Origin of the sequence: Gilliamella sp. B2785 (assembly GCF_026537005.1) — a bacterium.
Lineage (GTDB): Bacteria > Pseudomonadota > Gammaproteobacteria > Enterobacterales > Orbaceae > Gilliamella > Gilliamella apicola_E.
In genome coordinates this window covers 126,376-142,308 of the sequence record NZ_JAFNNC010000006.1, presented here as the reverse complement: position 1 = coordinate 142,308, position 15,933 = coordinate 126,376, and the positions used below count along the sequence as shown (strand labels likewise).

16 protein-coding genes and 1 tRNA gene are annotated in these 15,933 nt (G+C 31.3%); 4 read left to right on the top strand and 13 right to left on the bottom strand.

The features are described 5' to 3' along the window. Nucleotides 1-2: 2 nt before the first annotated feature. A complete protein-coding gene (locus J3U24_RS08395) occupies nucleotides 3-1,316 on the top strand; it encodes an MATE family efflux transporter (protein WP_220226008.1) in 1,314 nt (437 codons plus the stop codon). A gap of 91 nt (nucleotides 1,317-1,407) precedes the next feature. Here the strand turns inward: J3U24_RS08395 and J3U24_RS08390 are convergent, their stop codons facing one another. The 6 genes from J3U24_RS08390 to J3U24_RS08365 all read right to left on the bottom strand — a co-directional run bounded on the left by J3U24_RS08390 (nucleotide 1,408) and on the right by J3U24_RS08365 (nucleotide 7,014). Next, nucleotides 1,408-1,830 (bottom strand): hypothetical protein, encoded by a 423-nt coding sequence (locus J3U24_RS08390; RefSeq protein WP_065734073.1) that lies wholly within the window; start codon nucleotides 1,828-1,830, stop codon nucleotides 1,408-1,410. Nucleotides 1,831-2,025: 195 nt separating this feature from the next. Then, complete coding sequence (locus tag J3U24_RS08385; RefSeq protein WP_065562090.1) at nucleotides 2,026-2,232, bottom strand: hypothetical protein; 207 nt, start codon at nucleotides 2,230-2,232, stop codon at nucleotides 2,026-2,028. A gap of 542 nt (nucleotides 2,233-2,774) precedes the next feature. Continuing rightward, nucleotides 2,775-4,097: a hypothetical protein gene (locus J3U24_RS08380; RefSeq protein WP_267337581.1), complete on the bottom strand. Its 1,323-nt coding sequence runs from the start codon at nucleotides 4,095-4,097 to the stop codon at nucleotides 2,775-2,777. 701 nt (nucleotides 4,098-4,798) lie between these two features. Then, nucleotides 4,799-5,818, bottom strand: coding sequence for an alpha/beta hydrolase (locus tag J3U24_RS08375; protein ID WP_267337584.1), 1,020 nt, complete (start codon nucleotides 5,816-5,818; stop codon nucleotides 4,799-4,801). A 42-nt stretch (nucleotides 5,819-5,860) separates the two neighbouring features. Continuing rightward, on the bottom strand, nucleotides 5,861-6,292 hold the full coding sequence (locus tag J3U24_RS08370; RefSeq protein ID WP_267337585.1) for a cupin domain-containing protein: 432 nt from the start codon (nucleotides 6,290-6,292) through the stop codon (nucleotides 5,861-5,863). Nucleotides 6,293-6,393: 101 nt separating this feature from the next. Further along, nucleotides 6,394-7,014, bottom strand: a complete 621-nt coding sequence (locus J3U24_RS08365; protein WP_267337586.1) for a carboxymuconolactone decarboxylase family protein — start codon at nucleotides 7,012-7,014, stop codon at nucleotides 6,394-6,396. A 247-nt stretch (nucleotides 7,015-7,261) separates the two neighbouring features. Here J3U24_RS08365 and J3U24_RS08360 point away from each other — a divergent pair, with 247 nt between their 5' ends. Beyond that, complete coding sequence (locus J3U24_RS08360) at nucleotides 7,262-8,164, top strand: AraC family transcriptional regulator (protein WP_267330768.1); 903 nt, start codon at nucleotides 7,262-7,264, stop codon at nucleotides 8,162-8,164. Between the two features lie 281 nt (nucleotides 8,165-8,445). Here the strand turns inward: J3U24_RS08360 and J3U24_RS08355 are convergent, their stop codons facing one another. Together J3U24_RS08355 and J3U24_RS08350 are read right to left on the bottom strand one after the other, a co-directional pair. Continuing rightward, complete coding sequence (locus J3U24_RS08355) at nucleotides 8,446-9,054, bottom strand: hypothetical protein (protein WP_267337588.1); 609 nt, start codon at nucleotides 9,052-9,054, stop codon at nucleotides 8,446-8,448. Between the two features lie 355 nt (nucleotides 9,055-9,409). Continuing rightward, entirely contained in the window at nucleotides 9,410-9,772 is a 363-nt protein-coding gene (locus J3U24_RS08350; RefSeq protein ID WP_065562095.1) for a hypothetical protein, read from the bottom strand. Between the two features lie 220 nt (nucleotides 9,773-9,992). Here J3U24_RS08350 and J3U24_RS08345 point away from each other — a divergent pair, with 220 nt between their 5' ends. Continuing rightward, nucleotides 9,993-10,316, top strand: a complete 324-nt coding sequence (locus J3U24_RS08345) for a YnfA family protein (RefSeq protein ID WP_267331889.1) — start codon at nucleotides 9,993-9,995, stop codon at nucleotides 10,314-10,316. A gap of 829 nt (nucleotides 10,317-11,145) precedes the next feature. Here J3U24_RS08345 and J3U24_RS08340 read toward each other — a convergent pair. From J3U24_RS08340 to J3U24_RS08325, 5 genes are all read right to left on the bottom strand, one after another. Next, a complete protein-coding gene (locus tag J3U24_RS08340) occupies nucleotides 11,146-12,909 on the bottom strand; it encodes an ATP-binding protein (protein ID WP_267337590.1) in 1,764 nt (587 codons plus the stop codon). Continuing rightward, nucleotides 12,899-14,173 (bottom strand): SIR2 family protein, encoded by a 1,275-nt coding sequence (locus tag J3U24_RS08335; protein ID WP_267337591.1) that lies wholly within the window; start codon nucleotides 14,171-14,173, stop codon nucleotides 12,899-12,901. Before J3U24_RS08335 ends, J3U24_RS08340 begins: the two co-directional genes overlap by 11 nt. A gap of 289 nt (nucleotides 14,174-14,462) precedes the next feature. Further along, on the bottom strand, nucleotides 14,463-14,639 hold the full coding sequence (locus tag J3U24_RS08330; RefSeq protein WP_267337592.1) for a tyrosine-type recombinase/integrase: 177 nt from the start codon (nucleotides 14,637-14,639) through the stop codon (nucleotides 14,463-14,465). A 244-nt stretch (nucleotides 14,640-14,883) separates the two neighbouring features. Continuing rightward, nucleotides 14,884-15,213, bottom strand: a complete 330-nt coding sequence (locus J3U24_RS11670) for a phage integrase central domain-containing protein (protein WP_416380735.1) — start codon at nucleotides 15,211-15,213, stop codon at nucleotides 14,884-14,886. A gap of 64 nt (nucleotides 15,214-15,277) precedes the next feature. Beyond that, nucleotides 15,278-15,354, bottom strand: a tRNA-Ile gene (locus tag J3U24_RS08325). Between the two features lie 213 nt (nucleotides 15,355-15,567). Between J3U24_RS08325 and J3U24_RS08320 the strand changes: the two genes are divergently transcribed. Continuing rightward, entirely contained in the window at nucleotides 15,568-15,927 is a 360-nt protein-coding gene (locus J3U24_RS08320; protein ID WP_065563511.1) for a DUF4156 domain-containing protein, read from the top strand. Nucleotides 15,928-15,933 lie beyond the last annotated feature (6 nt).

Genomic DNA, 15,933 nt, shown 5'->3' with positions numbered 1-15,933 from the left:
CAATGTCATCAACATCAAATTTGCAATATCAGTTTAAAGATTATATTAAATTAGTTATTCCATTTATTTTATCAACCATTACTACCCCTCTTCTTGGCGTGGTCGATACGGCTTTAGTCGGTCATTTACCCAATCCAGCTTTTATTGCTGGAATTGCGATAGGAACAGTAATATTTAATACTATTTATTGGTTATTTGGATTTTTAAGAGTAAGTACCACCGGTTTTGCCGCGCAAGCGTTGGATAATTGTTTGTTATTAAGATCGTCTCTTATACGGCCGCTTTTTATCGCAATTTTTTTAGGTTTGGCATTTATAATTTTTCAAAAATTGATTTTTGTTGCTTCAATGCACATCATCAAACCGAATCAAGATGTTCAACATTATGCTGATATCTATTTTTCTATATTAATTTGGGGGGCACCTTTTGTTCTGATTAATTATGTCCTAGTTGGCTGGTTAATGGGGATATCCAAAATAAAAGCCGTTCTGTTTTTACAAGTGTTTATTAATTTACTCAACATTTTGATGGCAGTAATTTTTGTTTGGTGGTTTCATTGGGACATTAAAGGCGTAGCATTTGCAACATTAATTGCACAAATATGTTGCACTTTAGTCGGTATTTGGTTTACCTGCCGTTATTTGCCTAAAAGTGAACAAAAAGTGGATTTAAGATCTATTTTGTCATGGCAATCATTAAAAGGTGTAATTCTAGTAAACACTAATTTAATGATTCGGACTATTTGCTTATTAATTGTAACTAACCACTTTATTTCTATTGGTTCAACGTTCAATACTGAAGTTTTAGCCGCCAATGCCATTTTATTTCAAGTTCACTATATGATGGCTTATCTATTTGATGGTTTTGCTAATGCTTCCAGCGTTTTCAGTGGACGAGCTAAAGGAAATAAAAATATCCACCTTTACAATCAAACTTTACGGTGGTCACTACAAGCCTGCATTATTTGCCCAATTATCTTAATTGCAATTTGGCTAACCTTCGATACAACCATCATAAAGTTATTAACCAATCAAACTAATATCATAACGCTATCGCTTCAATATCAATATTGGTTAATCATTTTTCCAATTGTTGCATCGGGTGGATTAATCTATTATGGTGTTTTTTCTGGAATCAGTTATACAACATCAATACGCGACTCAATGCTATTGGCGTTATTGGTTTGGTTTGTAGCACAATACATTGCTGTACCAATCTGGGGAAACCAGGGTTTATGGTTAGCTTATAATCTATTTAGTTTTGGTAGGTCGATATTTTTAATTATCTGGATTAAAAAATCACGAGCCTATATTTAATTAAAAATGATAGCCAAATAGAAAACGTACTGCTATTAAGCTATGTTTTCAGCCCCTTCAATAAGGGAGGAAATTTGCATTCATGATTCAATCATAGACAAATTTCTTTTATTGATAATGTGACAGGAATTTTTCGTTTATCACTAAATTCAAACTGAAAAATAAAGCCGATATCATAGGTATTTAATACATTAAATACGTCTGGTTTATCACAAAACTGACCTTTTATTCCTAATCTAACATTTTCTATAAATTCATTTAGTGCGGTATTTTTGCTATCAGTAGGCATTTTATATTCAAAAACAACATTATTGTGATTAGCTGAAATATTAGTTATTTCATAATCTGATTTGACTTTTAAAGGAAACTTTCCTTCATCGCCTAATAAAGATTTCTTTGCACTATCAGCTAATGCTTTGGAAATCTCAGCAGCATTATCTGTTTCAGACGCATGTACATTTGAAAATATTGCAAAACACAAAAATAAAATTGCCAATTTAATCACTTGCTTCATCATCAATACCTTAATCTAACAAATCTATAATTCCATTATTATAGTTTTAGAAATGATAACACATTTAAATTCTAACATAGTTTTATATAACTTTTTATTAAGTTGAAAGTTAATAATGTGTATATTTTCAACTATTTTAATCTTACCTTAAAACCAAAAAAGGTAACACATTGTGTTACCTTTTAAAGTCAAAAATTATTTTTTATTTGGATGAGGATCTTTAACTGAATCTCCTTGCCCACTAACTATATACCAACCATTTTTACTATGTGGTTTTTTATTATGATCCGGACAAGGGGGTAACGATTTCTTACTTTGGTTGGAATAAATATATCCACAGTCAGCACATTTATAAGTGCCAGCTGAAACATCACTACCGTATGCAGCAAATTTTTGTACCATTATAAGCTCCTCCAGTATATTTAAGATAAGCGAATGCTTATCAGTGATAGTTATAAGCTCTGATTAAAAAAAAAGCAAGTATGTTTTTTAATCATAGTCGATTTCACCGTTTTAAATAGATGGATTTAGTATCACTATTTGAAACATAAATTAAAAACTAACTTACAATCAATTTATTAATAAAAATACAGGAAATTTTGCAAAATCTTTCAGAAAACGCCTGTGTTTCAGTATAAAAATTGAGGAAGTTGAATATTTTTTATCACTAAAATGAGTATGAGAATTTTTTACCTTGTATTATTTTAACGGTTAAAAATTTAAATAAGATTACAAGATTCAATTACCTAATTTAAGGATTTTTTAATTTAGATATATTGTCATTGGCAACTTTTAAACGATTAAACAAATTTATTTAAATAATCAGACGGCATTATTAATTTATTATCAAATGATATATTCAAATAAAAAGGGAGCGTAATCCGCTCCCTTTTATAATTTCTGTTTAAAGAGTCATACCTTAAACATACAGACTTAAATATTATTTAGGGTGTAACACAAACCGCTTGGGTAAATTGATTTTTAATAGCTGATATACTATCACCTGCTGAATCGACAATATAATATTGATTTGGCGTTGAGGATGGTGAACCTGTCCAGAAAGCGAACATAGTGAAACCGAAGTAACTATGTAGCTCCCCCCATTCTGAAGCCAATCCACCATTTATTTGCCAAAGTGGTTTTTTACCATTTCCAGGGTAACCGCCATTCCAACCACCACCATTAGCATTAGTCAAATCTGCCACAGTCGGCATTCTATAACCCGCTAAGCTTGAGCAAAAACTAACTGCTGCATCATGGCTGACGTTTGTAATATAGTCATCACCCGTACTATTTAGTTGAGGAATAAACCAGCGGCGCAATTTAAATCGATAAATGGGGAGAGTCTTCGCTCGGTCAGCATAAATAGTAAATTGTGTTGGCACAAAACTCCTTTTATATGAAGGAGAATTAGCGTTTGGCCCTTTTAAAGTCACCACAGGTATTTTATAGTGTTGCGTTTCACTAAATTCTAAATCAATATTCGAATTACTTGGTTCTTTGGTATAACTAAGTTGACGGTAACTATCTAGTCCAGCAACAATAAATTTAAAGCTAAGATTATTGCCACCTATTGCAGGGAAATTAGATTCTGGATTGTTAATATCTTGAACTAAAAAAGCCTTGCTATCTGAGTCCCATTCTCCGGCAACGCCTCGATTATCATAAACCACAGATGTATTTGGTTGAACAAAACAAGTGTAAATGGTACTTGAACCAACAGTGAAAATATAATTATCATTTATATCACTAAATTTTGTTGTATTTGGAAGACCATATTGAGTTTGAATGCTACCGTCTTCAATTTTTAGATTGATATTATACGGCGCCAAACACTTGTCAATAGCATCAGTCCGAGCAACTTTTTGACCAGTAGAACCAACAATTGTCATTTGGATTTTACCAGTTCCTGAATTTATCACATCACCATCATCATCCCGACCATAATTATAAGGTGCTTGCAATAGTTTGATAAAATCAATCGACTGGATTTTATCACCATCAATAGGAGTATCAACCGGCACTATAGTTTTTATATCAGCAAAAGTTGCAAGATTAGTGGGAAGTGCAATAGATAAGGGGTTATTATCATTATCCACAGGTGGCCTATTATGTTTAACTTCACGGCCGTTTTCTATATAACTTACCCAAGATAATGCTTTAGTATCTGTGCTTTTTGTTTGACCATTATCAAATGTTAAATAAGGAGGGGTTCCATGAATAATATTGCTTGTCTTATTTGATAATGCTAAAACAGGACTCGACATACATACATACATACATACATACATACATACATACATACATACAATTATAAGTTAAATAGCTAGAATGGCAAGAAAGAAGCTTGATGAATTTTCGTTTTTTCTCAAAGATAAATGATGAGGATTTTTCTTTATTGGCACTCACAATATCCGAGCGCTGACTATAACTTGACGGAAACATAAAACACTACTCCTTTACTACAATTAATAATACTCACCCTAAGTAATACTAAACCTATCTTTGACATTAAGATCTGTATGATTAAACCTAATATCGACATTTAAATCATAAAAGAGTAACAAGGTTTTGTATTGGTATTTTATGTAAAGAGTTCTTAAAACTTTTAGGACTTTTTAAGGTATATCAATTTGATAAATTGTAACGGAATAATCTATGTGATTTATCGGTAATCTTTAGCATTGACATTATTGTCAATTTATTTAACTAAGCATTGGAAATTAAAGTGTATTTTATGATAACAAACAATCTCACTAAAGATATCAATCATTACTCTTACATTTTTTTAGGTTCTTAACAATCACCAAAGATGTTTGTCTATTTTAGTCGTAGCGATTATCTCATTTTTCTTATAATCGATGGTATAAATACCTATGTTTTTAACGAAAAATCTTAAAATCTTTTTAAGCTCTGTCGTTAATGGCCTTTTAACGCCAAAGCTTTTCCATATTTTAGCCCCCAAAATTTATAATAAATTAGCGCTAAAAAACGTTTCTAATTTATCAAAGGGAATTTTATTGGTGGTATTATCATATAAATCAGTATGCACTGCATTAGGAATAATCACTAATTCTTTATTTTTGCTACCAACCATTTTAAACGCATCTTCAGAAAAGTAACGAGAATGTGCTTTTTCACCGGCGATAATTAATGTTGGGCACTCAATTTCATGAGCATGATTCAATAACGATTGATTAATAAATGAAAGTGGCATACTTAACACCCATGAACCATTCGGATTTGAATTGACAGAACGAATATGAAAACCACGTTTAGTGGTATAAAAACGAGAATAATCTGCAATAAATTGTGGTGTTTCATCCGTGATTTGATCAACGGTAATATTGTTTCTTGGATTCAACGTGGCATAACTATTTTGTGAATCGTCCCAGCGGCTATTATTCAATGACTGTTTCATTGCTAATCGTTGCCCTTCTGTCATGCTATCATTATAACCTTTAGAAATAACTCGACTCATATCGTACATGACAACGGTTGCTACCGCTTTAATTCGCGTATCAATCGATGAGGCATTTAAAGCCATACCACCCCAACCACAAATGCCCAAAATGCCAATGTGCTCCCGCTCAACGCAATCTATAGATCCAAGATAATCGATAGCGGCACTAAAATCTTCGGTATTGATTTCAACAGATGCTTGATTACGCGGTAATCCACTGCTTTCACCAGTAAAAGAGGGATCAAATGCCAAAGCAATAAATCCTCGCTCTGCTAAAGTTTGCGCATAAAAACCCGATACCTGCTCTTTTACTGCGCCAAATGGTCCTGCGACAACAATAGCAGATAATTTATCTGGGCTGTTTTTTGGGCGATATAGATCTGCGACAAGCGTAATGCCATAACGATTTTTAAACGTGACTTTAAAATGCTCAACTTTATCACTTTGTAGAAAAATCTTATCCCAACGTTGTTCTAACTGAATTGTCTGATGTGGAACTGTAATTTGAGAATGTATATCATTCATGTCAATCTCTCACATTGAAATTAATGTTTTAAATCTAGTTAATTAGCATAATTTTTGGAAATCTTCTTCAGATACCGCTTCACACCATTCATTATAGGTATCCTCACCCGGCACTTCGATAGCGATATGGCTAAACCATGAGTCAATCTTAGCGCCATGCCAATGTTTTACATTCGCAGGAATGGTGATAACCATACCGGGCTCTAAACTTATTGGCTTATCCCCATATTTTTGATACCAACCGCTACCAGCGGTACATAATAAAATTTGCCCCCCACCTTGTGATGCATGATGAATATGCCAATTATTTCGACAGCCAGGTTCAAATGTGACATTTGCAACTAATAAGGGAGACTTTGCTGTTAATAAATTTAGATAGGATTGACCAATAAAATATTTAGCATAATTTACATTCGGCTCACCCTGTCCAAATAAATTATGTTTTTCAAATTCAGATTGACTGATTATTTTCATAATAACTATCCTCGTCAGGAAATGATTTAAAGCTATCTGTGTAATAAAACTTATTTTGTGAAGCATGGATATATTTACTATATCTATTTGGTTGTAATTTTTTATTGGCCTTTTACTGCACGGTTGAATCGTTCAAATTCGATTTCACCAATTTTTGATTTTAAAATATTCGCAATGCCATCTAATTGAGTGGGAGATACCCCGACATTTTGCGCAATTTGAACATGAGATTTAATCTGACTATCGGCACCTTGCAAGGTTGATAGCGCAGCTAATGTCGCTATCTCTCTATCTTCATAACTTAAAATATCTCGACCAAAAATATCGCCAAAAAGATGGGCTTTTAAAAATTGATCAATAGTAGGTGAAAAATCCATAATGCCACCCGTAACCGGTTTGCCTACAACTTTTGTTTGAATTTTTGTACCCAATTCTAAAGCGCTTAAATTAGTCGGTAATGGTGCCGAAGTAGAACCAACTGTGTCAGTAATGCCTTCTTTTTGACGTTCTTCTAGTAGAGCTTTAAAGGCACTCAAACCATTTAAACTTCTTGGAAAACCTACATAGGCATAAAGTTGAACTAAAATTTCTTTAATTTCATTGATGGTTAATCCTTGATTCAATCCATCAATAAAAGCTTGCTTTAAGCCAATCATATCGCCTTTAGACATAAAAGCGGAAATAGTAACAATCGATCCTTGTTTTGGTGTTAAAATATTCATAGTCTTTGCCCTTAAACAATTAGTTAATACTGCATACTTTTGCTAACCACCCTAGATTTTGACTATTAAGTGCGACTAAAAATGATAAATAATTTATTAGATGCTGATGCGAATGTATTTCACTTCGTTTTTTATTATTATAAGATCTGATAATAATATCCAATAGAGCCGATCCTGCCAAAAAGTTGCCTAATCCTATCAGAAATCATATGCTAATAGAGAAATCTAAATAAATAGAGAAATCTCTATGTTAAAAAAAGAAATTAAAAAAATAATGCTAAAAAGAATGCCAACTGTGGGTGACTATCCAACACAAATTAAAAACTTTGGCATTTATAGGCGTGAAGTTGGCAAAAATAAAGATATTTGTTTAGAAAATTGTTTTTATCATCCTATGATTACAATGATAATACAAGGTGAAAAAAGCTCTCTGCTCGGCACCAAACTTTATCATTATAAAGAAGGTGATTATCTTATAACCTCGATTGATATTCCAACGATAAATACAATTAAAAATGCAACGACGAAAGCCCCATTCCTTTCATTGTCACTTTTGATTGATAATAATTTAATTAAAGAGTTATTAATAGAATATCCGGAATTAAATAAACCTTCGCAACAAAGTTTTAATGGTATTATTATCTCTAAAGCTGAAGATGATTTAATCAATGCTTTTTATCGATTGCTTAAGTTGCTGGATAAACCTGAACAAATTTCGGTTTTAGCACCACTAATCATAAAAGAAATTCATTATCTACTCTTAATCGGTCCATTTGGTGAAGCACTAATATCAATTTGTATGCCAGAAACAAGAAGTTATCGTATTGCGAATACGATAGATTGGCTAAAAGAACATTTTAGAGAGCCGATAAAAATGGAACAATTAGCCAATCAAGCGAATATGTCACTCTCTAGCTTTTATCGTCATTTTAAAAAAGTAACAAGTTTAAGCCCATTGCAGTTTCAAAAACAACTTAGATTACATGAAGGCCGGCGTTTAATGGTCAGCGAGAATATGACAGCGATTCAAGCGAGTTTAAAAGTCGGTTACGAAAGTGCAACACAATTTAATCGAGAATATAAAAACTTATTCAACCAAACACCCTTGCAAGATGTGCTAAAAATACGCAAAGGTTCTCAACGAAGATAAATTAAAGTTGAGGAGTGGTGTTTTTGATTTGGGATTAGTTGAAAATACGGCGGAAATATTTGCTGTTATCGATTTTGTTTCATTTGCTTTTAGTAACTTCAGTGGCAATTATTGTTAATTAGTTTCCTAATATTCCCCCAATTTTAAATAAGAAAAATAGAGGCTATAAACTGCCAAGAGGCTTGAAAAAAAAGAAATCGGCTGGGTTATTCTGATTATTGGTATTCAGCTAACAATTCTCCTCAACCATCAGCCAACCATTTTAATAGCCACCTTTTTAATTAAACTCCCAGTCTTTCAACATACTCTGAATCCAATTCAAGGACTTTAGTAAAAAATTGGTGTAGGCTGTATTCTCTTCCTGCGTATTGAATATAAGATTTAAAGTTTTCAATTTTAAATGTGCGTTCATCTTTGCTTTCAAAACAGTAACCAGTGAAAAAAAGCTCGTTAGATGAATTTATTTGGACTCTATCTAATAATAATTCTTTATTGACGTTGGAATGTTTAAATGAAATCGTAAACAAGTCTGAATTCCATATTGTGGTTAAGTGATTTCTAAAATTATCAGAATCTAATTCTTGCTGTTCGTAATCAACAGAATCTTCAGAATTGGTTGAATAATTGAATGAAGTGTCTTTAGACGATGCTTTTTCTAAATTTAAATTTTTGTGCGCCTTATAATTTAAAAATTTCTTGCCTATTCCACATATTCCTCGAACTAACAAAATCAAACAACAAACAATAAATGAAATAACGGAAATACCGGCTAAAGCAACCATCGTTGGATTTGGAGGCGAATCATCATTAGGAAAAGTAATGATATAGATGGCAAAAATTATTAAACTAAAAATTAAAACCTTCTTCACGGTGATCTTATATGCTCGCATTATTTATTTCCTATCAAATCAATTTAGCTTTAAATTCATAAAACTTTTGATCGATTATTTTATTCTTTCTTCCAAGTTGAAACCTCTTCCAACTTTCTCAACATTCCATCAGAAAATATATTCATTAAGGTCTAAACGGTACTTAGTTCTAATTTCATGCTGAAACCATAAACCTTGATAATCCAATCAATTGCCCCGCTTTTTTCAAAAATTGATTTTCATAAATGGATTTCTGATTCACTTTTATATATGACAATAAATGAAATTTAATGACAGTATTCTATCTTAAAGTCAATTGGTTACAAATATAACCATCAATGTAATGTTTTTTATTGTGAGTACTATTATGAAACATCTACCAAGTTAATTCCTCTTTATCAGCTTTATTGTTTTCTTCATACATCATTAGTATGGTGCTATAACTACACATATCTATACCACTATTACAATAATCTTTAATTACTTGATCCATTATTTTTCTATTTGTGGCCTTAGTCGCTTTTTTAAATGCATCTAAATTCTCTTGCTCCATCATTCTCAAATTGGAAGGTTGGCACATGTCAATTTGTTCACAATAATCTTTTTTTACGTTATCCTTAATATATTCGATAACTTCTTGCTTTTGTGCATCTGAACCATCAAAGTCCATTGGATGAATAAATTTAGCTTGCGCAGCTGTCGAAAATAATATCGAAAGTAATATTGTCTTTTTCAACATAAAATCTCCTTTTTTGACTATTAATTTTAATTAAAAATTTTCTTTGCTACCATAAATCAATCTTACATTTAATTTACTAATTCGATATTAACATAGGTTAATAAATAACGCCCATGTTAAACTTTAAAAATCTATAAAAAACAAAACAGAAATAATGTTCAAACCAATCTACTATTGTTTATACTAATCTGAAACTTATTAATGATAGCTTAATTTAATTATGATAAAAATTATCGTGTTATTTATATTTACCGCTTTAGCTGAAATTTCAGGCTGTTATTTTGTTTATATTTGGGCTAAAAAAGTGGTTTCTGCCTGGTTTCTTATACCGGCGGCATTATGCCTTATGTTATTTGCTTGGTTACTTACTTTACACCCTGAAGCTAGTGGTCGAATTTATGCAACATATGGTGGTATTTATGTAGTAGCATCCATTATTTGGCTTAAGTTAGTCGATCATGTCAAACTATCAACTTTTGATTTAATCGGTTCCATGATTATCCTACTCGGAACGCTAGTTATTATTTTGGGTTGGAAAACATAATATTAATTGTTTAATTAAATTGATATATCCTATTCTTTTAATAAAAAATAAGTAAAGTCCATTATATATCGTATGTTATAAGTAATAATTTAGTATTGTTGTAAGATTTATTATATTGAATATCTTTTTTTCGCGAATTAACTCTCTTTTGAACTTCCCTTCGCTTGATTACAAAACACTTTAATCCATGCTTTTTACATATATTCTTGATTGTAAGATCAACAAAGATTACTAAGTTCATTAATCAATTTTTAGTAAGCATATAAAATGGAAAGAATAAAATCACATTGAATTTATATAATTAGATTATTATGAAAAGACAAATACAGATGGATTGTTGACTATATAGTTTTTATATTGGTAGCTCCTATGAACACAAAACACAACAACTTCCCATTGAATAAAAAGGGATTAGTGATTTAACTAAAAATCACGTTATTTTATTCAATATGATCAAAAAACAACTTAATGAAAATCAGCAATGCACAAAAAATAGCATTAAAACTGCTTTAAAAAAGCAGGGTATAAAAAATATTGAAGAAGTTTATTGCAAATGGCTAGAAAAATTAGTTAAGAATAAAATCATTATAATTTCAATCATAGATAACCAATCAATTGAATTAATTAAATAATTATCTTAAAAACGAAACAAGATCACTTTTTGTATACCTATAGTTTAAAAAAGTGATGTTAGGTTTAGACTAGGTAAAATTAATCTAATATAACTAGAATAATAGATCTGAATTATAGTTATTTCTATTTTTTGAAATACTCACACAAACACTCTATCCTTTTCAGGATCTGAATAATCTATGGTATGAAAAATAAATTATTCTTCAACAAGTTCATCTACTCTTTCTACCTTACTCCAACTATTAGAAAATTCAGCACTTTTTGAACTTGGACAATATGTTGGTTTTTTCATTTTTATAGTTATTGGAAAGGGAAAGTCAACCCCTAATAAAAGTGCTTCTCCTTGTCTTAATGTGGGTAAAAATGAAGCAGATCGATGATCAATAGAACCTATTGCTTTTTTTACTATATTCTGATCCATTTCATTTGTTAGTCTATGTACAAGTAGTGTTCCTATTTGGCTTAGCACATCTTCTGGAATATCTCTAGGCCTTTGGGTAGCTATAACTACATTCAAACCATATTTTCTACCTTCCTTAGCTATATTACCAAAGGCATCTAAATTGTACCTATTAAATTCATCACCTAGAGTTTTGTTTAAAAATTGATGAGCTTCATCAATAAAAACCAAAAGTGGTTTTTTGTAGCTAATATTTCTATCTCGCGCTAGAGATAATAATTTACGTCCTATCGCATTAACTAGAATTTCTCTAGCATTAGCCTCAAATGGAACGGCTGATAAGTCTAATCTTACAATTTGAGATTTTGAAGTAATACTACATAATTCCTCTAGTATGGATGGTATGGTTTTATACTTAGGATCTGGATCAATCATCCATTTTAGATGAGGGTTATTTGAATAAGCTTTAACTCGAGAAATTAAACTCATGCAATAGCCAACATCAACGTCCGATCTTCTTCCCCATTTGAAAGTTTCAGGAGAAGAACCTGTACCTCCGAATGAGTACACACACTCATGTACAATCTGATCTGCTAAGTTAGAAAAAGACCAATTTGTAATTTCAGTTAAACTATTTACATATAAAGATGCTTTTTCATATGGTTCTTTTACTTGATTAGCCTTGCAAAGTATTTTACTATTAATAATTGTTAAGCCACCGTAATCTTCTTTACTGATATAATGTGTAACAATTTTTTGACTTTGAATAGCTTCTTCTAATTTTGGAGATTGAGTCTGTGCGGACGGTCGTAATAGTGTTCTAATATCACTATCTGTAAATAGTGAATGTGGATATACTGCGCTATTTGCATCTCCCGCTTGAGGATTTGATCCTACATAATATGTTTCACTGGGTAAGCTACTATACTCCCCTGTTGGATCAATTATTAATGCCTTCCCCCCAGCTTTGGTCACTTGTTCAATCAGATTTGCTATTGAATAACTTTTCCCACCACCTGTTGTTCCTAAAATAGCACAATGACGTGAGAATAGTTGCTCTGGTGTCATGTGAATAGTTATTGAATTATCAAATGGTAGCTCAGCTAAAGGTAAAAATAGATTATTTTTATCATTAGCACTTTTACCTTCAATTAATTTAGCCACTAATAGAGGATGTGCAGAGTATACTTGGTTGCCTAATCGAGGATATTGTTGGATGCCACGAAAAATTTTACCAGATGTAGAATCTAAGCTTGTTAATAATTGAACAATTCCGATTGGATGGTTTTTTGCTATTTCATCTGAAATACCATCAACACTCAAACGTTCACCATTTTCAATCCAAACTTTGATTAATTTACCTAAAATAGCTTTTTCACCAACATCTATAAAAATATATTCATTTACCTCTCCAGCAGCAATTCTATAACCAAAAGACCATTGTGGTTCACCTAATCCAGCTCTAGTTAAATTTATAATTACCTCACCTGATGACACATTGATAACACTACCTATACGCCTGATAGAATCATAAGGAGAAAACCATTTATTATTTTGCATTTGTATTAGACTCCGAATTCATAACTTGGGATAAAACATCTTCAAACTTACCAAATAATTGCTCTTCCGGGCTACTAATTCTTCGTTCTGGCGTTGCGTTAACGAATTCTTCAAATGTTGCATCCACTAAGGCAATACGCCCATCTCCATTTTTAATTGAAGTTTCAAGTAGTTTTTTTATTTGCGGATTAAAGGAACTTTCATCATTTGAAATATTTCTTGTACCAACCATTAACATAAAATCAGGATTTGTTCTTAATGCCATCGTAATAGCGTTATTAATATGCTTGTCATTAAATCCAAACCCTAAACATAACAATGCAGTTTTGGGATGTTGTAACGCATTTAAAAAAGCACTCATCATATCCAGATAAGGTGAGTCATAAGATTTTTGGAATTTATTACTGCTTGGATAAATAAAGACAGGCTCATAAATCAGATCAACATTTGCTAGTGATTTCCCAGTTATTTTACTCACACGACCTTCGCATTTGAACCAGTCAATAGATCCATGAATTTTATAGAGTTGTATCACATTTGGAATATATCCAGCAACTTTATCTTGGTTCAATCCACGATTTACAATATCATAGTTAAACCACATTGGGTTAAAATAGGATGGATTTGTATACTCAAAACCATCAATAATAATTGTTCCTGTATTTGATGAAGCATTTTCAAAAGCTAGGTCATAATTAGTAGTAAAAAGCTTTAATCTTTTCTGTTTGATATTTCTTCGAGAGAATGTTCGGATGAATTTATTGTGTGTTTTCCATTGTTCCTCATTCGTTTTATTGATAAAGTCAGTTTCCCTTAAAATTATATTTTTAGCATTTGTTACAAAATCTTGAACCTTTTTTTTATCGTTTTGGTTAAGATTACCCAGAGCTACAATTGAATCACATATTGATAATAATAGTTCTATATCTGGTTTAGGTTTTATTTCATTTTCACCCTCATTATTTTTTTGATTAACTTTTTCTTCTTGGAGTTGCTTATAATTAATAAGTTCTAAAATTTCATCAAATTTAGATTCACTATCATTTTTGCAGGAATTCCACAAATCCCACATACTAGGAGCTATTACCGCCGAGCCTGTAACATTAAAAGTTAAGGATGTTCCTGAACCTGCAAGTATAATAAGATTGTCAACATCTAATATTTTATTAATATATGAGCCAAAATATTTTGCCTTTTCAGCATCATCTTTTAATTCAATATATGTTTTATTATCTTTAATAGTATCTGTTGAAAATAATTTCATTATTATTTATAACCTATTTTATTTATATGGAATAGATTATATTTGATTATTTAATATTCATAAAGCTAATAAACGCTTTAGTTATTATCAAAAATAAATAACAAAATAGTTTAAAATTAAATTTAAACGCAATTTGTTAATTTTGTGTAATTTATTTCGTATACAAGATTTCCTCACCATTGCATGATATTACGCCGTTCACCTAAATAGGTTGAGCGGTTATAAGCTTTGCGGACTTTGCCAGCTATTTTATGAGCTAAACAGGCTTCAATTGCATCTGGGTTAAAATTTAACTCACTTGATTTTCATTTAATGTTGTACTAGCTAAGACTCTAAGTTCATGAGCAGTTAAACGCCCTTGAAATCCAGCTCTTTTTATTGCCATATTAGCCGTTTGAGAACTCATATGATCGTTACGCTTAGTTCTATTTGTAAACACGAATCGACTATGAGCAGAAAAAGGCAAAATTCGGACAATATATTTAGTTCTTATTTTGATAATGGAACAACATGATAATTTTTATGTCCCTTTTCCATTTCATTTTTTCAGCAAGAATAGTCCACTCTTTTTTTTCAAAGTCAATTTCATTTAAAGCAAATAGCTTCTTTTGGTCTAACCATTGTCAATAATTTCCACATAACTAAATTTCTTAATGACAAAACTCACTTTATCAGTTGAGTGAAGCTTTTCCAAAAACTCAAATAACTTTTTATATGAAATTGTGGCTAAATGTTGTTCTTGATGCACCGCAAAGGCTTTTATGATTCTTAAACTTATATTCAAGTGCTCCGCAATCAATAGCGAAATTCAGTATTTGATTAATTAAGGATACAACACATTTCAAAGTATCCAATTTACCACATTTTTCAAGAGGCCTTAAAAAATTAATAATCTGCTGTCTCTTTAAATCTTTAACAGGGACTTTTGCTATATAAGGATAGACAGGTTTTTCAAATCTTTCACAAGATTTTTTAATTGAATATTCCTTTACTTGAGTAGCTTTTTTAGTTTTCCATTGTTCAGCAAATTTATGAAATATATTATTTTGATTTATGATGTTATTTACTAAAATGAAGAGTAGTAAAATATGATAAGAAATTTAATGGTGGCCCCTACTGGACTTGAACCAGTGACCAATCGATTATGAGTCGACTGCTCTGACCAACTGAGCTAAGGGGCCATTTGAATGTGCTACTGACTTAGTAGGGTTGCGATTATAATAGAGTTAAAATTAATTTGCTACATTTAATTAACTAAATAGGTTGATTTGGTTAATTATTAAACTGAAACCTATTATCATTTCATCATTTGTAATAAGCGATATTTTTTAGTTAATTAACCTGCTACAATGTTCTAAATTATTATTACTCGTTATATTGGTTGGGGAAATATTATGTCTATCAAGAAAATTCTTTTTATTAGTGCAGCGTTATCTACTGCATTGTTTTTAAATGGTTGTAGTAGTTCAGATTATCAAGCCACTTCAGCTGGTCGACAAGTTCAGTTTATTGATACTAAACCAGCAGCAAATTGCCAATTTATCGGTAAAGCTGAAGGCCGCCGTAGTACTTTCTTTTCTGGTCTAAAAACCCATAGTGAGTTGATTCGTGATGCAGCTAATGATTTGATGAATAAAGCTGCTGCTATGGGTGGTAATGTGATTTATAACGCACAAGATGCATCGTTACAATATGTTTCAGATATTGCTCCGACAGATGCTGTGATGACTGGTGAAGTCTTTAGTTGTAAATAAGAATGT